The organism is Streptomyces sp. NPDC002144, from assembly GCF_053593695.1.
In genome coordinates this window covers 130,963-149,094 of record NZ_JBSFDB010000016.1, presented here as the reverse complement: position 1 = coordinate 149,094, position 18,132 = coordinate 130,963, and the positions used below count along the sequence as shown (strand labels likewise).

Here is an 18,132-nt window from a genome sequence, read left to right as displayed (position 1 = left end):
CGTGACGGACGACGAGTTGACGCGATTCGAGGTGCTGGGTCCCCTGCGGGTGACGCGCGGGGAGACCGAACTGGACCTCGGCTTTCCCCAGCAACGCGCCCTGCTGGCCCTGCTGTTGATACGCGCGGGCCGGCCCCTGCCCGTCGGTGAGATCATCGACGTCCTGTGGCCGGACGGCCCGCCCGCCAGCGCGCCGAACGTGGTCCGCCGTTACGTCGGCTCGCTGCGCCGCCTGCTGGAACCAGGACTGCCGGCCCGGGCCCCCGGCCGCCGACTGCTGCGCGGGGCCGACGGCTACCGGCTGGAGGCGGCCGAGGACGAGGTCGACCTGCTGAGGTTCCGTGAGCTCACCAGGCGGGCGAAGCGGGAGGCGGCCACCGGGCGACCCGAACCGGCGCTGCGGCACTTCGCCGCGGCACTGGACGAGTGGCGGGGTCCCGTCGCGGCGGGCATCCCCGCACCGGTGCGCCACCACGCCGTGTTCACCGAGGTCGAGCGCGAACTCGTCACCACGACCGTGATGGCCGCCGACGCGGCCCTGCTGTGCGGCGCACCGGACCACGTACTGCCCCACCTCGCTCGCGCGGTCCGGCTCGACCCCCTCGACGAGTCGCTGCACGCCAGACAGGTCATGGCACTCGCCGCCGCCGGACGCCAGGCCGACGCACTCGCCGCGTACGAGTCGGTACGGCTCCTGTTGGAACGGGAGTTGGGCGTCAAACCCGGCGCGGAGCTGGCGGCGGCCCACACGCGGGTGCTCCGCCAGGAAGTACGGTCCAGGCCGCGTGAACCCTTCGCGCCGCCTGCGCAACTCCTGCCGGACCCGGACGTGTTCGTGGGCCGAGAGACCGAACTGAGCATGCTGCACACGTCGGTGGACTCCTCGCCGGTCCTGGTGACGGGCATGCCGGGCATCGGCAAGACCACGCTGGCTGTGCACTGGGCGCACCAGGCCGCCGCGCGGTACCCGGACGGCCAACTCCATCTCGGTCTACGGGGTTTCGATCCCCTCGACGACCCGCTCACCCCCGAGGCGGCCCTGCGCTCCCTGCTCACCGCGCTCGGCGTGCCCGAGCACCGTCTGCCGAGCGGTCCGGACGCCCTGGCCGGTCTGTACCGGAGCACACTGTCCGGTCGCCGGGTGCTGGTACTGCTCGACGACGCCCTCGACACCGAGCAGGTACGGCCGCTGCTGCCCGCCTCGCCCGGTTGTCTGACGCTGATCACCAGCCGGCGCGGACTGTCCGGGCTGGTCGCCACCGGAGCCCGCCCCCTGCGGCTGGGTCTGCCCTCCCCCGCGGACGCGCTCGAGATCCTGCTCCGGCACACCGGCCGGGAACGGACTCCCGCCGAAGCGGAGGCGGCCGAGGAGATCGTGGTGCGCTGCGGGCGACTGCCGCTCGCCCTGGCCCACTTGGCCGCCACCGGCCCGCTCGCGTCCGTCGCCGCCGGACTGCGCCGCTCCGCCGGTCTCGACGCCTTCGCCGACGTACGCACCGCGTTCGCCGGCTCCTACCGCCGTCTGCCTGCCGACACGGCCCGGCTGTTCCGGCTGTCGGCCCGCTCCGAACCGGAACTCACGGCGGAGACGGCCGCCGCGCTCGCCGACGTCCCGGTCCGCACGGCCCGCCGGCTGCTCGGCGAACTCGCCGACGCCCACCTCGTCACCGAGTCGGCACCGGGACGCTACACCGGGCATCCCCTGCTGCGGATCTTCGCCCACGAGCTGAACCAGCGTTCATAACCGCAGGTCACAGCGGTGCCGCCCTTGCTTCGTCACTCTTTTTTCACACCTTCCCCCTACGCTCCGAGGCGATGAAAGTTTTTGTTCGGTCCTGTTCGGAGGTGTGCAGGATGCCCATGGGTCTCGACATCGTCGTCACCGACGCGGTGCCGGTGCGGCTGCCCGGCGAGCGGTTGCCCCGCCCCGGCGCGCACCGGCTCTCGGCCGGGGTCGGCGGCGAGTTCCTCCTCGTCGGCGTCCGGGGCGGTACACCCGCTCCGGAGACTCCCGCGGACATCGCCCTCTCCCCTGGTGACATCTGCTTCTACGACGCCGGCCACCCTCCGTCGCTGGATCTTCCCGACGGCGCCCGGCTGAAGGTGTTCCTGGTGGCGCGCGAGGCGCTGGGGCTGCCGGAACAGGCCCTGCGGCGGCTTCTGACGGCGCCGGTCAGCCGGTCCTCCCGGCTGGGTGGGCTGCTGTCCCCGTTCCTGTCGGAGCTCGCCGACACGGTCTCCGTCTCCCCGCCCGAGATCGGCGAGATGCTGTCCTGGAACGCCGTGAACCTGCTGGCCACCCTGGCCACCGAGCGCTCGGGTGAGGCATCGGCACAAGTGCCGGGCGCACAGTCGCCGCTGCTGTCCAGGATCCTCAGGTACGTCGACCGCCATCTACCGGATCCGGACCTCTCCCCCGAGGTGATCGCCGCGGCGCATCACATCTCGGTGCGCTATCTGCACAAGCTGTTCCAGGACGAGGACATGACGGTCGGCCGGTGGATCCAGCGCCGGCGTCTGGAGGAATGCCGGCGCGATCTGCTGCACCGCATCCGCGGCAGGCGCACCATCGCCGCCGTCGCCGCCCGCTGGGGCTTCCTCAGCGCCCCTCACTTCAGCCGGGTGTTCCGGGCCGCCTACGGCATGTCCCCGAGCGAGTGGCGCGAGACGGCGGGCGGTCGCTCCAGTGCGCTCCGGGACCAGCAGTCATGCACCGGCAGTCAACTCGCCCCGCCCTGCGCTCCTAGCGTGCTCGTCGACGCGCTCGCGCATCACCAGTCACAGACTTCGGGAGAACTTTGATGTCCCAGACCGCCGAACCGGTCAAGCCGGTCCTCGAACCGGCCGCCCAGGCCTTCGTCGAGGCCACCGCCAACCCGCCGTACCTCTTCGACCTGCCGCCCGCCGAGGGCCGTAAGGCCGTCGACGAGGTGCAGTCCGGCGAGATCGCCAAGCCCGCGGTGGACGAGGAGTGGATCACCGTCTCCGGTGGCCCGACCAGCAGTGTCCGGGCCCGCGTCGTCCGGCCCGCAGGGGCCACCGGCACCCTGCCGGTCATCCTCTACATCCACGGCGCGGGCTGGGTCTTCGGCAACGCCCACACCCATGACCGGCTGGTGCGCGAACTCGCCGTCGGCGCGGGTGCGGCCGTGGTCTTCCCCGAGTACGACCTCTCCCCCGAGGTGCGCTACCCGGTCGCCATCGAGCAGAACTACACGGTCGCGAAGTGGGTCGTCGAGCAGGGTTCCACCAAGGACCTGGACGGCTCGCGGCTGGCGGTGGCCGGCGACTCGGTGGGCGGCAACATGACGGCGGCCCTGACCCTCATGGCCAAGCAGCGCGGTGACGTCCCCCTCGTCCAGCAGGTGCTGTTCTACCCGGTGACCGACGCGAGCTTCGACACCCCCTCCTGCCACCAGTTCGCCGAGGGCTACTTCCTGCGCCGGGACGGCATGCAGTGGTTCTGGGACCAGTACACGACCGACGAGGCCGAGCGGGCGCAGATCACCGCGTCCCCGCTGCGGGCGTCCGCCGAGCAGCTGGCCGGGCTGCCCCCGGCCCTGGTCATCACCGGTGAGGCCGACGTCCTGCGGGACGAGGGCGAGGCCTACGCCAACAAGCTGCGCGAGGCCGGAGTCGCGGTCACCGCCGTGCGCTACCAGGGCATCATCCACGACTTCGTGATGCTCAACGCCCTGCGCGAGACCCATGCCGCCGAGGCCGCCATCAACCAGGCCGTCGCCACCCTGCGCGCGGCCCTCCACACCAACTGAGCCGGGAGACAGCCGACATGACCACCACACCCACCGCCCTTCTCGTGCACGGCGCCTTCGCCGACGCCGGCAGCTGGGCCGGTGTCGTCGCGGAGCTGCAGAACCAGGGCATCCCCGTGATCGCGCCCCCGAACCCGCTGCGCGGGCTGGCCGCCGACGCCGCCTACATCGCCTCCGTGGCCGAGCAGATCGACGGCCCGGTCGTCCTCGTGGGGCACTCCTACGGCGGCGCGGTCATCACCGTGGCCGGTGCCGTGGAGAACGTCGTCGGCCTGGTCTACGTCGCGGCCTACGTCCCCGAGGAGGGCGAGAGCCTGGGCGAGCTGCAGGGGCGCTTCCCGCTCTCGCCGCTGAGCAGCAACCTCAAGGAGTGGACGTACCCGGTCGAGGGCGGGCAGCCCGCGGTCGAGGTCACCATCCAGGCCGAGGCGTTCCCCGGCATCTTCGCCGCCGACGTCCCGGCCCCGGTCACCAAGACGCTGGCGGTGTCGCAGCGCCCGCTGGCCGCCTCCTCGTTCACCGAGCCGGCCGCGGCCGCCGCGTGGAAGACCAAGCCGTCCTGGGCCCTGGTGGCGGGCGCGGACGAGGCGATCAACCCGGAGGTGGAGCGCTACGGCGCCAAGCGCGCCGGGGCGACGACCGTCGAGCTGGAGGGCGCCTCGCACGCGGTCGCCGTCTCCCGGCCCGAGGAGGTCGCCGCGCTGATCCGCGACGCGGTTCGGGCCACGAGCTGACGTGACCGGAACGGCAGCGCGGACGGCCCCACGGCGGCCGTCCGCGCGGTCGCTCAGCCGTCCCGGTACAGCTCCGTGAGCAGTTCGATGGCCGCCGGGGTCGCCGGGTGGGGGTCGTCGTGCCACCAGGCCAGGCGTACGGCGATGGGCTCGGCGTCACGGACGGGCCGGTAGACCACGCCGGGGCGGGGGTACTGGTGGGCGGTGGACTCGGCCGTCATGCCGATGCGCCGGCCCCCGGCGATGACGTTCAGCCAGTCGTCGACGTCGTGGGTCTCCTCGGTGGCCGGGCGGGCGTCGGGCGGCCACAGGTCGGCGGTGGTCGTGCCGGTGCGCCGGTCGACGAGCAGCGTGCGATCGCTGAGGTCGGCGAGCCGCACTGAACGGCGCCGGGCGAGCGGGTCGTCCGCGGCCAGGGCGCACAGCCGTCGCTCCAGGCCCACGATGGCGGTGTCGAAGCGCCGGTCGTCGCCCAACGGCCTGCGTACGACGGCGAGTTCGCAGCTCCCCTCAGCCAGTCCGGCCGTCGCGGTGTTGACCCGGACGAGGTGCAGGTCGGTCTCGGGGTGGGCCGCGGCCCAGCGGCGCTGGAAGGCCGCGGTATGGCGGCCGACCGCCGACCAGGCGTAACCGATCCGCAGGCTGGTGTGGTCCGAGGTGGCGGCGCGGACGAGTTCGCTGACCTCGGCGAGCACCCGCCGGGCGTGCGCCAGCACTCTCAACCCCGCTGCGGTGGGCGTCACTTCGCGCGAGGTGCGCCGGAGCAGCCGTACCCCCAGGGCCCGCTCCAGCGAGGCCAGCGTGCGGGACACGGCCGCCTGGGAGACGTCCAGGGCGATGGCCGCGTCGGTGAAGGTGCCCTCGTCGACGATCGCGACGAGGCAGCGCAACTGCCTCAGCTCCACATCCATGACTCCAGCGTATGGATCGAGCGCCGCACGCATTTTGCGCATGCACCGGCTCGTCCCATCATCGGCCCATGCGACCCGTACGCACCCTCCCACCGGCCCGCACGGCCTCCGCCCCGGCCCGCCCTTCCTCGCGGCGGTTCGCGGGCGTGGTCACCATGGTCGGCAGCGGTCTGTCCAACCAGACCGGTGCGGCGATCGGCTCCCTCGCCTTCCCGGTGCTCGGTCCGCTGGGGGTGGTGGCGGTCCGCCAGTACGTCGCCGCGCTCGTCCTCCTGGCCGTCGGCCGGCCCCGCCTGCGGACCTTCACCTGGCGGCAGTGGCAGCCGGTGCTGCTGCTGGCCATGGTGTTCGGCACGATGAACCTGTCGCTGTACACCGCCATCGACCGGGTCGGCCTCGGGCTCGCGGTGACGCTGGAGTTCCTCGGCCCGCTCACCGTCGCGCTGGCCGCCGCGCGGCGCCGGGTGGACGCCTGCTGCGCGCTGATCGCGGCGGCCGGGGCCGTCACGCTGATGCGCCCGCGGCCCTCCACGGACTACGCCGGCCTCGGGCTCGGTCTCCTCGCCGCCGTCTGCTGGGCCTCGTACATCCTGCTCAACCGGACCGTCGGCCGACGTGTCCCCGGCGCCCAGGGGTCCGCGGCGGCGGCCGGCGTGTCCGCCGTGCTGTTCCTGCCGGTCGGTGTGGTGCTGGTGCTGCGGCAGCCGCCGACGGCCTCGGCGGTGGGGTGCGCCGTGGCGGCCGGGGTGCTGTCCTCGGCGGTGCCCTATCTGGCGGACCTGTTCACCCTCCGCCGGGTCCCGGCGCAGGCGTTCGGTCTGTTCATGAGCGTCAACCCGGTCCTGGCCGCCGTCGTCGGTCTGGTCGGTCTCGGGCAGCGTCCGGGGTGGGCGGAGTGGGCGGGCATCGGCGCGGTCGTCGCCGCGAACGCGCTGAGCATCCTCTCCAGACGTGGGTGAGCCGCCTCAGCTCCACAAGCCTGCGCGGCCGCCTCAGCTCCAGAAGCCGGTGAGCCGCCTCAGCGGAGGCCCAGTGCGCGGGTGACCCGGTCCAGGGAACGGTTCTGCTGCTGTTCGTAGAGGGCGAAGGGGTCCAGGACCTCGCGGCCGACGGCACCGGACATCCAGGCGGCGTCGTAGGCGATGCCCTCCCGCGCGTTGTCCCGGGAACCCTCGCCGCTGAGGTTGGACTGGAAGATCCCGGCGGCGGAGCGGGGCAGGAAGTCCTCGTAGACGATGGGCGTGGCGCGCAGCCAGCCGCCGGAGACCAGGGCCGCGAGGTCGGCGGGCGGGCGGCTGCCGTCGCGGGGCCCTTCGTCCACCACCTCGTAGGTGAAGTACGCCAGCTTCCGCTCGGCCAGCTCCTGTTCGGTGGCAGGCATGTGCTTCTCCCAGACGGCGCGGGCCACTTCGGAGCGCTGCGCCCCGGGGTCCCGGGCGAGTCGCTCGTCGATGCGGCCGAGCAGGCTGTCGTAGAGGGAGCGGCCCTCGCGGGTCAGGGCGATGCCGCGCGCCTCGACCTCGCCGAAGCGGACCCGCAGGGCACCTTGGGCGACGGTGCCGTCCGGGAGGCGCAGGGTGCGGGGTTCGGCCAGGGCCCGGAAGGAGGTCTGGCGCAGCAGGACGTCGGGGCCCCGCCAGGCGGGCGGGCCCTGGATGGTGTCGATCATCTCGATGTCGCGCTCGGCCATCCGGCGGTACAGCTCGTCGATGTCCAGGACGCGCGGGGTGAGGTGGTTGAGGTGGGTGCTGCGCACACGGCCGATGTCGGCGGCGACGGCGGAGACCCGCTCCAGCGTCCCGTACCAGGCCCTGTCGATCGGCTCGGCCGACAACTCGAAAGCGGATACGGCGAGTTGGAGGAAGCGTTCGGCGGCCTCGTCGGGCAGTCCGTGGTCCACCTCCGCGCGGTCGGCCAGGGTGAGCAGCTCCGGCGGGAACAGTTCGCGGCCGGCGAGGAAGGTCTCCAGGCGTGCGCACAGACCGGGGTCGAAGAAGCGGGGGTCGGCCGGGGTGAGCAGGGAGGTGAAGACGCGGAAGGGGTTGCGGGCCAACTCCTCGCCGTCGACGGGCCGGAACGCGGTCGACACGACGGGCACCGCGCTGGCGGCCGCCTCGCGCAGGTCGTAGAAACCGACCGGGTGCATGCCGAGTGCGCCGAAGATCCGGGCGACCTGGGCGAGTTCGGCGGGGGTGCCGACGCGGATGGCGCCGTGCCGTTCCGCGGTGACGCGGCCGATGGAGCCGAGGCGTTCGGCGTCGGCGCCCCGGGCGCCGAGGACGTCCTCGTTCACCTCGCGGGAGACGTCCACCAGCGTGGTGTAGGCGGGCACCTCACGGCCGTACATCTCGGAGAGCCGGGCGGCGAAGGCGGCGCGCAGCCGCCACTGGCTGATCATCGGCGGGCTCCTCTCACAGGTCCCAGGTGCGCGGTCGCTCCAGCGCCTCCCACTCGGGCCGGAGCAGGGACAGCACGGCGACGTCGTGGCGCCGTCCCCGATGGAAGCACGCCGAGCGGCGCACACCCTCCCGTACGAAGCCGGACTTGGCCAGGACCGCGAGGGCGGCTCCGTTCTCGGTGTGGGTGACCGCCTGGAGGCGGTGCATCGGCAGTTCGCCGAAGGCGAGGTCGACGAGTGTGTCGAGGGCGTCGGTGCCATGTCCGCCGCCTCGGTGCTCCGGCGCCAGCAGCAGGACCACCTCCGCCGTGCCGTCGGCCAGGTCCTGGTCGACGAGGGCGGTGTAGCCGATCGGGGTGCCGTCGGGCAGCAGGACGAGGAAGTCGTCGCGGTCCGAATCGTCGATGTCCCGCTCGACGCGTTCGCGCAGCCAGTACAGGGAGCGCGGCCAGACACCGACCTCATGGGCGGCGACCGGGTCGGACCTCCAGCGCTTGAGGTGTTCGGCGTCGTCGGTCTCGAGCGGGGCGAGGGCGGTCTTCCTGCCCCGGCGGCAGGGCACGCGCGCGCCGGCCTGGGTGTCGTCCGGTCCGTTGTCGTTCATGAACGCCGAGGTTAGGGCCCCTCGCGGGGGCACGGCCACCGCATTAGGCGGGCGGGCAGCCGGGCGAACGCGTCAGCGCACCGCCGCCGTCACGGCCTCCTCGAACGTCGGGTGTTCGAAGGTGAACCTGGATTCCAGGAGGCGGGCCGGCAGCACGCGCTGGCTCATCAGGATGCCGTCGGCGAACTCGCCCAGGGCCAGGCGGAGGGCGAAGGCGGGGACGGGCAGGATCGTGGGGCGGTGCAGCGCCCTGCCGATGGCGGCGGTGATGTCGCGGTTGGTCGCGGGGTGCGGGGTGGTCATGTTGACCGGGCCGCCCACCGTCTCGGTGTCGATGAGGTGCCGCAGGGCACGGACGGTGTCGGGCAGCGAGATGTAGCTCCAGTACTGGTGTCCGTCGCCCAGCCGGCCGCCGAGTCCCGCCCGGGCCAGTGGCAGCAGCCGTCCCATCGCACCGCCCTTCGCCGACACGACGATCCCGAACCGGGTGGTCACCACCCGGGTCCCGGCCGCCCGTGCACCGCCGGCCGCCGCCTCCCACTCCTGGCACACACCGGCCAGGAAATCCTGCCCCGGCAGCGCGGACTCGTCCACGACGTCCTGGCCGGTCTCGCCGTAGTAACCGACCGCGGAGCCCGACACGAACACCGCCGGGGGCTTCGCGCAGTCGCCGATCGCCGTGGCGAGGGCGCCGGTGCCGCGTACCCGGCTCTCCCGGATCCGTGCCTTGTACGCGGCCGTCCAGCGCCGGTCGCCGACCCCCGCCCCGGCGAGCCCGACGACGGCGTCGGCCCCGTCCAGTACCGCCGGATCCACGCCATCGGCCCGCGGCTCCCAGCGCGCCTCCTCGCTCCCGTCGGCCCGGACCTGCGGCTCACGTCGGACCAGCCGGGTCACCCGGTGCCCGTCCGCGAGCAGCGACGCGGCGAGGGCGCCGCCGATCAACCCCGATGAACCGCTGATGACGACATGCATGGAACCGACCTCGATCCGGGCGCGCGGGCACCCATCACCCATCTGTTTTATATTTCAATCAGTACGGTCAGCCTAACGCACGCACACGAAAAAGCGTTGGCGGGTCGCGACGGCCGGAGGCTACGCTCCACGGCGATGACTCCTTCTGCTGACAGATTGGGGGTCCCGTCCGCGTCAGGTGAGTGCTGATGGCCACTCACCCCCACTTCGCGGACGGGGATTCCCGCCTCTCCCTGTGGCTGCGCGTGCGCGAGTTCGCCGTGCCGCCCGCCATGATCGAGACCGCGACCGCCCGCCGCCTCGCCGGGGACTGGGCCGGCGCGTGCGCCGCCGCGCGCGTCGACGTCGATCTCGACCTGCGTTCCGTGGCCCGTGCCCACGGCCGTGATCTCGCGGCCCGACTCCGCGCGGATCTACGGCATCTGGCACCCGACCTGCTGCGCTGGCACATGCCGAGGATCGCCCCGGACGGACTGCTGCGCCCGGCGCTGACGATCGCCCTGGCCCGCTACGAGGTCCCGGGCCGCCCCCGCCCCCTGCATCTCGTGGTCCGGACCCCGCCCGCCTGGGCGGACGCCGGTCAGCGGATCAGCCTCGGCCTGTGGGACGGTTCCCGGCCGGACCCCGCCGCCTGCCGTCATCCGCATCCCCACCCCAGTCCGCGGTTCCGTCTGGACCTGCATCGCCATCTCTGGGATGCGCGCAGGGCGGGCGAGTTGCGGGCACGCTGCGGGACGGATCGGCACCATGACGGGCGGCCGTGTCCGGATGCTCTGCGGGCGGTGGCGCTCGAGCACCCGTGCGCCGTCGACCGGTGGGGGGCGGAAGCGGGGGCGCTGCTCCTGGCCGACGGGCGGGGCGGGGACGCGGGGGCGGGGGCCGTCGTGGTGCGGATCGCGCGTCGGTGCCGGCTGGTGCTGCGCGTTGTCGCGGACGCGGGTGGTGCCGGGTTTTCCGGTTGGCGTGTCGCGGAGGTGGCCCAAGGCGGTGGTTCGGGGCTGCCGGTCCTGCCCGACGCCGCGACCTGGGTGCTGCCCGACCTCGAACTGGTCCGAGCCGGTGCGATCGACGCCGGTCGGCTGCATCCGCTCGTCGCCCGGGCGCTCGTACCGGAGCGGGCACCCGTCACCCCGGCCGCTCCCGAGGAGTGGACGGGCCGGGCGCATGTCGTGGAGTGCCGGGGAGCCCGGCACCGTATCGGCCTCGTCGACGGCGTGCTGGCGCCGCTGGACCACGACCCGGCCGAGATCCGCCGCGAGGAGCTGCTGGCCGCGCTGACCGGCACGCCCCTGCCCTGCCTCCAGGCCATCGACCGGGCCCACCGCCGCCCCGACTGTCTCGCCGGCGTCCGCGAACGCCTCGACCACGGCGACACCGCCGGCGCGCTGGCCGTCGTGGAGGGCCTGTTGGGCCCGGACGCGGTGCTGCGCGAGGGCGCGCTGCGGGACGCGCTGGAGGACGCGGCGCGGCGGCGGATCACGTACGGCCTCTACCGGGCGGGGCTCATCGGCCCGCCACCCGGACGGGTGCGCCCGCGTGTGCCCCGCCCGGGCACCTATCGCTCGCACCCACGCGACTGCCTGTTCCGCTGACGGGACACCGTCCCGGGATTCGCCGAAGCCTCCCACGATGCCGACCCGACTTGAAAAGGTGATCATCCATGCCGTCTTCCGCCACCGCCCAACTCGACGTCGCCGATGAGCTGTTGACGCTCCTGCGCGCGAACACCACCGAACCCCGGCCCGACATGCAGCTGGAGGCCCTGACCCTGGCCGTCGCCGCCGATCTGCCGGTCCTGCTGTGGGGTGAGCCGGGGATCGGCAAGACCGCCGCCCTGACCCAGCTCGCCGCCGCCCTGGACCTCCCGCTCACCACGGTGATCGCCAGCGTGCACGAGCCCTCCGACTTCTCCGGACTGCCCATCGTCGGCGACGATCCCGCCGAGCAGGGCGTGCCGATGGCCCCGCCGGACTGGGCCGTGCGGCTGGTACGGGCCGGGCGCGGACTGCTGTTCCTGGACGAGCTGTCCACCGCGCCGCCCGCCGTGCAGGCCGCGCTGCTCCGGCTGGTGCTGGAGCGGCGCATCGGGGCCCTCCAACTGCCGCCCGGCGTACGGATCGTGGCCGCCGCCAACCCGCGTTCCTCGGCCGCCGACGGCTGGGAGCTGAGCCCGCCGCTGGCCAACCGGTTCGTGCATCTGCAGTGGACCCACGACCACGAGGTCGTCGTCCGCGGCCTGGGCGGCACCTGGCCCGTGGCGACGCTCCCGCGGCTCGATCCCGGACTGCTGGCCGACGCCGTGGACTTCGCCCGGCGCGCGGTGTGCGGGCTGCTGGCCGCGCGGCCCAAGCTGGTGCACCAGTTGCCGGGCAGCGAGACCCGGCGGGGCGGTGCCTGGCCGTCGCCGCGCAGCTGGGAGATGACGCTGCGGCTGATCGCGTTCGCGACCGCCGCCGATTCCTCGCGGGACGTGCTGTCCCTCCTGGTCCGCGGAACCGTGGGTGACGGGCCGGGGCTGGAGCTGCTGGCGAGCGTGGACCGGATGGACCTTCCCGATCCGGAGACGCTGCTCGCGGATCCGGCGGGGGCCGTCCTGCCCGAGCGGGGCGATCTGCGTCAGGCCGCACTGGACGGTGTGGTGGCCGCGGTGCGCGCCCGGCCGGACCGGTCCCGCTGGGACGCCGCGTGGGCGCTGCTCGTGCGGGCCGTGGAGACCGGCGCGCCCGACCTGGTCGTCGTCCCCGCGACCACGCTCGCCTCGCTGCGGCAGCAGGACTGGGAAGTGCCCGAGTCGATCGAGCAGTTGGCCGGGGTGGTGACCCTCTCCCGGCGGGCTGACCAGGCGGCGGCGCGCACGGTGGCGGCGAAGCCGGTACGGCGATGACCACCGAGGCGCCGGGGGCGCTGGATGTCGACAAGCTCTACGCGGCCCGGCTGCAGGCCGCCCGCGCCCGCCCCTATCTGGCGACGGCCCTGTTCGCGCTGCACACCGTGGAGTCACGGCAGGTGCCGACGATGTCCGTGGACCGGTACTGGCGGTGCTACGTCTCACCGGGGTTCGTGGACCGGATGCCGGTGGAGGAGCTGGCCGGGGTGTGGGTGCACGAGGTGTCGCATCTGCTGCGCGACCATCACGGGCGCAGCGACCGGGTCGCGAAGGAGCTCGGGCTGTCCGGGCCGGGCGAGCGGCTGCGCATGAACATCGCCGCGGACTTCGAGATCAACGACGACATCTACGGCGACGGGCTGGGCCGGCCCCGGGGCGCCGCTCACCCGGGGCTGTTGCAGCTGCCCGAGGGACAGCTCATGGAGGACTACCTGCGCCAGTTCCGGCTCGGTCCGCGGCTGCAGGAGATGGCCTGGCTGGACTGCGGCAGCGGCGCCGACGGGCGGGAGCGGGAGTGGGAGCTGGGCCCCGACGGGGCGCACGCGCTGAGCCGGCAGGAACAGGACGGGGTGCGCTACCGGGTGGCCCAGGGGATCAAGGGCCGCCCGGGCAACACGCCTGACGGCTGGCGGCGGTGGGCCGAGGAGGCGTTCCATCCGCCGCAGCCGTGGCGGGAGTTGCTGGGTGCCGCGGTGCGGTCGGCGGCGTCCGGGGGCGGTACGGGCGAGGACTACTCCTACGGCCGGCCCGCGCGGCGCTCGGCCGGGCTGCCCGGGGTGGTCCTGCCCAGTCTGCGGCGCCGGCCGCCCCGGGTGTCGGTGATCATCGACACGTCCGGTTCGGTCAGTGACGCCGAACTCGGCAGCGCCCTGCTGGAGGTGGCCGCGATCTCCCGTGCCGTGGGCGGCCGGCGCGACCTGGTCACGGTGGTGCCGTGCGACGCGGCGGCCCGGATCGCGCACCCCCTGTGCCGCGGCGAGGGAATCCCGCTGCTCGGCGGCGGGGGCACGGATCTGCGCACCGGCTTCGCCACGGCGCTGCGGACGCGTCCGCGCCCCGATGTCGTCGTGGCCCTGACCGACGGGCAGACACCGTGGCCCGAGGCCCGCCCGGCCTGCCGGACCGTGGTGGGACTGTTCTCCCGGTCGGGCGGTTCGTGGGACGAGGAGGACCCGGACTACGTACCTCTCGCACCGCCCGCCTGGGCCCGGGTGGTGGAGATCGGGCCCTGAGCGCGAGGGGTCACTCCCAGACGACGACGTTGCGGCGCACCGGGACGGTCGGGGTGCCGGTGGCGAAGAGTTCGGGTGAATGCGCGCGGATGCGCTCGATGTCGTTGAAGACGGCCCGGAGATGGGCGCGCAGGGCGATGCGGGCGACGGCGATGTCACCGCCGACGACGGCTGCGAAGATCTCGTGGTGCTGGTCCGCGAAGACGGCCGGTGACTCGTTCTCGTGCAGGCCGAGCCGTCGGGCCCGGTCGAGGTGGCCCTTGGCGGCGGCGACCGTGGTCCACACGTTGCCGTGCCCGCTCAGCCGCATCAGGCCCTGGTGGAAGGCCTCGTCCAGGGCGAAGAACTCCTCGAGGTCCAGGCCCGTGCCGCGCTGCCGCCGGAGGTTGTCCCGCAGCTCCTCGACGATCCCGGCGTCGAGCCGCTCGGGCAGGTCCTCCAGGGAGGCGAGTTCCACGGCCTCCCGCAGGAACTGTGCGTCGGCGACCTGCGCCGGGTCCACCCGGGACACGAACGACCCGATCTTCGGGAAGACCTGCACCAGCCCCTCCTGGGCCAGCAGGATCAGGCTCTCCCGCACCGGGGTGCGGCTGACGCCGAGGGACGCGGCGAGCTCGTTCTCCGAGAGGGCGGCGCCCGGGGCGAGTTCCAGGGTCAGGACCATCTGACGCAGCCTGAGATAGATGTCGCGCCGACTCGTCCGCCGCCCGTTCGATTGAGCCATGTGCCCATCCTACGTAGCGCTCCGGACCCTGAAGCGCTACGGAGAGGCTATTGCCCGCCTGCGCGACAGGTGCTTGCATACAAGTACTGTACGACAGGACGGGAGCCGCAAGTGAGTACGATCGAGCGGGCCGAAGTGCTCGTCGCGTCCCCCGGGCGCACCTTCGTCACGTTGCGCGTCACCACCAGCGACGGGGTGACCGGACTCGGCGACGCGACCCTCAACGGGCGCGAGCTGGCCGTCGCGAGCTATCTGAGCGACCACGTGGTCCCGCTGCTGATCGGCCGGGACCCGGCCCGCATCGAGGACATGTGGCAGTACCTCTACAAGGGCGCCTACTGGCGGCGCGGCCCGGTGACCATGACCGCGATCTCCGCCGTGGACACCGCCCTGTGGGACATCAAGGGCAAGGTGGCCGGGCTGCCCGTCTACCAGCTGCTCGGCGGCCGCTCCCGCGACGGCGTCCTCGTCTACTCCCACGCCAGCGGCACCGACGTGCCCTCCCTGCTGGACGACGTCCAGCGCTATCTGGAGCTCGGCTACCGGGCCGTCCGCGCACAGGCCGCCGTGCCCGGGGTCGGGGGGACGTACGGCGTGCGCAAGGGCGCCGTGTACGAGCCCGCCGCCACCGACCTGCCCGATGAGCAGCCCTGGGACACCGAGGCCTACCTCGGTTTCGCGCCCTCCTATCTGGAGGCCGTGCGCGAGCGGTTCGGCTTCGGCTTCCACCTCCTGCACGACGTGCACCACCGGCTGACCCCGATCGAGGCGGCACGCTTCGGCAGGAGTGTCGAGGCGTGCCGGCTGTTCTGGATGGAGGACCCGACCCCGGCCGAGAACCAGGAGTCCTTCCGCCTCATCCGCGAGCACACCACCACACCGATCGCGGTCGGCGAGGTGATGAACTCGATCTGGGACGTCCAGCACCTCATCACCCGGCAGCTCATCGACTACGTCCGCACGACCGTCGTGCACGCGGGCGGCATCACCCACCTGCGCCGCATCTTCGACCTCGCCGCCCTCCACCAGGTGCGCACCGGCTCCCACGGGGCGACCGACCTCTCCCCGGTCAGCATGGCCGCCGCGGTCCATCTGGACCTCGCCGTACCGAACTTCGGCATCCAGGAGTACATGGGTCACCCCACCGAGACCGCCGAGGTGTTCCACACGGGCGTCACCTTCGCCGACGGCATGCTGCACCCCTCCGAGGAGCCGGGGCTCGGCGTCGAGTACGACGACAAGGCCGCCGGACGCTTCCCCTACCAGCGGCGCTATCTCCCGGTCGCGCGCCGCCTCGACGGCTCGGTGCACGACTGGTGAGCGCGCCACTGAACCGTACGACGGTCTCCCGCCTCCCCGCCGAGCTGCGCCCCGCGGTCGACCCGGCCCACCTGCGTACCCGCCTCGTCCACTTCGGCCTCGGCGCCTTCCACCGCGCACACCAGGCCGTCTACACCGAGCACGCCGGCGAACCCTGGGGCATCACCGCCGTGGCACCCCACTCGACGGACGTGGTGGCCGCCCTGCGGGAGCAGGACTGCCTGTACTCCCTCACCGAACGGCGGCCGGAGGGCAACCGCACGCGGATCGTCGGCTCGATCGTCGGCGCACTGGCCATGGGCCAGGACGCCAAGGCCGTGGACGCCCTGCTCACCGACCCCGAGGTGACGGTCGTGACGCTGACGGTGACCGAGAAGGGCTATCACCGCTCGCCGCTGACCGGCGGACTGGACACGGACGCCGTCGCCGTCGCCGCCGACCTCGCGGCGGACCCCGCGGGGCCGCTCACCACGGTGGTGGGACGGCTGGCCGCCGGACTGGCGGCCCGGATGCGGGCAGGCGCCCCGCCGATCAGTGTCGTGTCCTGCGACAACACGGCGGACAACGGGGCCGTGTCGGCGCGGGTCGTGCACGACTTCGTGCGGGCGTCGAGCTGGCCCGACCGCGCGGCGGTCCTGGACCGGATGGCCGAGGCCGTCGCCTTCCCCGCGACGGTCGTGGACCGGATCGTGCCCGCGACCGGGGAGGCCGATCTGGCGGCGGCGAGGGAAGCGCTCGGGATGCCCGACGCCCTGGCCGTCACCGCCGAGCCGTACCGGCAGTGGGTCCTGGAGGACTCCTTCGGCGCGCCCCGGCCGCCCTGGGAACGGGACGGAGCCCTGTTCGTCCCGGACGTGACGCCGTATCAACTCACCAAACTGCGCATGCTGAACGGCTCCCACTCGGCTCTCGCCTACCTGGGTGCCGCCGCTGGGCTGACCACCGTCGCCGAGACCATGGCGACCGACTGGGGCGAGCGTCTGGTGCGTGCCCTGTGCGCCGAGGTCGCCCCGACGCTCCCCGCCGGCGGTCCGGATCCGCTCGCCTATGCCGACGATCTCGTCCTGCGGTTCCGCAACCCCGCCATGCGGCACCTGCTGCGGCAGATCGCCACCGACGGCCCGCTGAAGGTCAGGGAGCGCTGGCTGCCCGCACTGCGCGAGCTGCGCGCCCGCGGCGCCCGGACACCGGTCCTCGAACTCGCCCTCGCCGCCTGGGCGTTGAGTGCCGCTCCGGAACCGGTACCGGCCCTGCTGCGGGCCGCCGGAGCCGCGGACCTGGCGGACGACGACACCCTCACCACCGCGGTCACCGACCGGCTCCCCGCCCTGCATGCCGGCCGCGTCGAGCTCTGATCCCCGCTCCACCCCGGTCCCCGAACAACGGAGTTCACTCATCACCTCGCCAGCGCACTGCTCGGGCCGAGACCCGCGGACGCGACCTGGTCCGCCTGGAGGACGCCGTATGAACACCCCGGTCGCAGCGGATCGGATGCTGGCCGTAGTCGTGCACGGTCCCGGTGATCTGCGCATCGACGAACGGGAACGGCCCGTGCCCGGTCCGGGCGAGGTGCTGCTGGCGCTGGAGTGGGGCGGGATCTGCGGCTCCGACATCGCCTACTGGAAGACGGGGCGGTCCGGCACCGCCGTGCTCACCCACCCCCTGGTCCTGGGCCATGAGCTCGCGGGACGAATCGCCGAACTCGGTCCAGGGGTCGTGGAGTTCACCGAGGGACAGCCGGTCACCGTGCACCCCGCCCAACTCGTCGGCGACGGCGCACTTCCCGAGCGCATCGCCGGCCGCACCAACCTCCATCCCCGCGTCCGCTACTTCGGCTCGGCCGCCTTCGACCCGCACACCGACGGCGGGTTCAGCGAGTACCGGACGGTCCCGGCCGCCCAGATCCGTCAGCTCCCGGACGGCGTGGGCACCCAACAGGGGGCGCTGGCCGAGCCGTTGGCCGTCGCCCTGCACGCCGTCGGCCGCGTCCCCGACCTGCGGGGACGTACCGTGCTGGTCAACGGCTGCGGTCCGATCGGCTCCCTGGTCGTCGCCGCCGCCCGGCATCGCGGGGCGGGCGCGGTCGTCGCCGCCGACCTGGCGCCCTCCTCCCTCGCGGTCGCCCGGGCCATGGGCGCCGACGACACTCGGGACGTGTCCGCCGGGCAGGCGCTGCCCGAGGACGTGGACGTCGTCTTCGAGGCGTCCGGCGCCCCGGCCGCGCTCGGACCCGTGCTGCGGGCCACGGCACGCGGCGGCACCCTCGTCCAGGTCGGCAACCTGCCGGGCACGGCCGCACCCGCCGCCCTCGGTGATCTGGTCACCCGGGAGATCACCTGGGTCGGCTCGTACCGTTTCGTGGAGGAGATCGACGACGCGCTGCGCGCCCTGCGGGACGGCCTGGACCTGACGCCGCTGATCACCCACCGCTTCCCGCTGGAGCGGGCCGCCGAAGCACTCGCCGTGGCCGCCGACCCGGCGAGCGGCAGCAGCAAGGTCATGCTCCGGCTCGCGGCCGGGGCATAGCGCCCACGCGTCCTCCGGACCACCCGTGCCCTCAAAGTCCCCGACTGA

At 73.6% G+C, this 18,132-nt stretch carries 16 protein-coding genes; 11 read left to right on the top strand and 5 right to left on the bottom strand.

The features are described 5' to 3' along the window. Position 1 precedes the first annotated feature (1 nt). The 4 genes from ACWCQ1_RS24610 to ACWCQ1_RS24595 all read left to right on the top strand — a co-directional run bounded on the left by ACWCQ1_RS24610 (position 2) and on the right by ACWCQ1_RS24595 (position 4,507). On the top strand, positions 2-1,744 hold the full coding sequence (locus ACWCQ1_RS24610; RefSeq protein ID WP_358611083.1) for an AfsR/SARP family transcriptional regulator: 1,743 nt from the start codon (positions 2-4) through the stop codon (positions 1,742-1,744). A 110-nt stretch (positions 1,745-1,854) separates the two neighbouring features. Continuing rightward, entirely contained in the window at positions 1,855-2,802 is a 948-nt protein-coding gene (locus tag ACWCQ1_RS24605; RefSeq protein WP_451027385.1) for a helix-turn-helix domain-containing protein, read from the top strand. Further along, complete coding sequence (locus tag ACWCQ1_RS24600) at positions 2,802-3,773, top strand: alpha/beta hydrolase (RefSeq protein ID WP_451027384.1); 972 nt, start codon at positions 2,802-2,804, stop codon at positions 3,771-3,773. The genes ACWCQ1_RS24605 and ACWCQ1_RS24600 overlap by 1 nt, the downstream gene beginning before the upstream one ends. 17 nt (positions 3,774-3,790) lie before the next feature. After that, positions 3,791-4,507 (top strand): alpha/beta fold hydrolase, encoded by a 717-nt coding sequence (locus ACWCQ1_RS24595; RefSeq protein WP_133046858.1) that lies wholly within the window; start codon positions 3,791-3,793, stop codon positions 4,505-4,507. A 53-nt stretch (positions 4,508-4,560) separates the two neighbouring features. Here the strand turns inward: ACWCQ1_RS24595 and ACWCQ1_RS24590 are convergent, their stop codons facing one another. Further along, a complete protein-coding gene (locus tag ACWCQ1_RS24590; protein ID WP_451027383.1) occupies positions 4,561-5,418 on the bottom strand; it encodes a LysR family transcriptional regulator in 858 nt (285 codons plus the stop codon). 68 nt (positions 5,419-5,486) lie between these two features. Between ACWCQ1_RS24590 and ACWCQ1_RS24585 the strand changes: the two genes are divergently transcribed. Next, on the top strand, positions 5,487-6,377 hold the full coding sequence (locus tag ACWCQ1_RS24585) for an EamA family transporter (RefSeq protein WP_358603674.1): 891 nt from the start codon (positions 5,487-5,489) through the stop codon (positions 6,375-6,377). A 59-nt stretch (positions 6,378-6,436) separates the two neighbouring features. On the opposite strand, the gene hglS is transcribed toward ACWCQ1_RS24585, so the two are convergent. The 3 genes from hglS to ACWCQ1_RS24570 all read right to left on the bottom strand — a co-directional run bounded on the left by hglS (position 6,437) and on the right by ACWCQ1_RS24570 (position 9,437). Continuing rightward, positions 6,437-7,816, bottom strand: coding sequence for a 2-oxoadipate dioxygenase/decarboxylase (gene hglS, locus ACWCQ1_RS24580; protein WP_451027382.1), 1,380 nt, complete (start codon positions 7,814-7,816; stop codon positions 6,437-6,439). Positions 7,817-7,829: 13 nt separating this feature from the next. After that, a complete protein-coding gene (locus ACWCQ1_RS24575) occupies positions 7,830-8,420 on the bottom strand; it encodes a GNAT family N-acetyltransferase (RefSeq protein WP_358603668.1) in 591 nt (196 codons plus the stop codon). Positions 8,421-8,492: 72 nt separating this feature from the next. Continuing rightward, positions 8,493-9,437 carry a TIGR01777 family oxidoreductase gene (locus ACWCQ1_RS24570; protein ID WP_358603665.1) on the bottom strand — a complete coding sequence of 315 codons (945 nt, stop codon included), beginning with the start codon at positions 9,435-9,437 and terminating at the stop codon, positions 8,493-8,495. 146 nt (positions 9,438-9,583) lie between these two features. Here ACWCQ1_RS24570 and ACWCQ1_RS24565 point away from each other — a divergent pair, with 146 nt between their 5' ends. The 3 genes from ACWCQ1_RS24565 (at position 9,584) to ACWCQ1_RS24555 (ending at position 13,514) form a co-directional block, all read left to right on the top strand. Beyond that, complete coding sequence (locus ACWCQ1_RS24565; protein WP_358603662.1) at positions 9,584-10,987, top strand: hypothetical protein; 1,404 nt, start codon at positions 9,584-9,586, stop codon at positions 10,985-10,987. 68 nt (positions 10,988-11,055) lie between these two features. Then, entirely contained in the window at positions 11,056-12,279 is a 1,224-nt protein-coding gene (locus ACWCQ1_RS24560; RefSeq protein ID WP_451027381.1) for an AAA family ATPase, read from the top strand. Then, positions 12,276-13,514, top strand: a complete 1,239-nt coding sequence (locus ACWCQ1_RS24555; RefSeq protein WP_358603656.1) for a vWA domain-containing protein — start codon at positions 12,276-12,278, stop codon at positions 13,512-13,514. Before ACWCQ1_RS24560 ends, ACWCQ1_RS24555 begins: the two co-directional genes overlap by 4 nt. 10 nt (positions 13,515-13,524) lie before the next feature. Here the strand turns inward: ACWCQ1_RS24555 and ACWCQ1_RS24550 are convergent, their stop codons facing one another. Beyond that, a complete protein-coding gene (locus ACWCQ1_RS24550; RefSeq protein WP_451027380.1) occupies positions 13,525-14,238 on the bottom strand; it encodes a GntR family transcriptional regulator in 714 nt (237 codons plus the stop codon). A 111-nt stretch (positions 14,239-14,349) separates the two neighbouring features. On the opposite strand from ACWCQ1_RS24550, the gene manD reads away from it, so the two are divergent. The 3 genes from manD (at position 14,350) to ACWCQ1_RS24535 (ending at position 18,084) form a co-directional block, all read left to right on the top strand. Beyond that, positions 14,350-15,558 carry a D-mannonate dehydratase ManD gene (gene manD, locus ACWCQ1_RS24545; protein WP_358603650.1) on the top strand — a complete coding sequence of 403 codons (1,209 nt, stop codon included), beginning with the start codon at positions 14,350-14,352 and terminating at the stop codon, positions 15,556-15,558. Next, on the top strand, positions 15,555-16,913 hold the full coding sequence (locus tag ACWCQ1_RS24540; protein WP_358603647.1) for a mannitol dehydrogenase family protein: 1,359 nt from the start codon (positions 15,555-15,557) through the stop codon (positions 16,911-16,913). The genes manD and ACWCQ1_RS24540 overlap by 4 nt, the downstream gene beginning before the upstream one ends. Before the next feature lie 109 nt (positions 16,914-17,022). Continuing rightward, a complete protein-coding gene (locus ACWCQ1_RS24535; RefSeq protein ID WP_358603644.1) occupies positions 17,023-18,084 on the top strand; it encodes an L-idonate 5-dehydrogenase in 1,062 nt (353 codons plus the stop codon). Positions 18,085-18,132 lie beyond the last annotated feature (48 nt).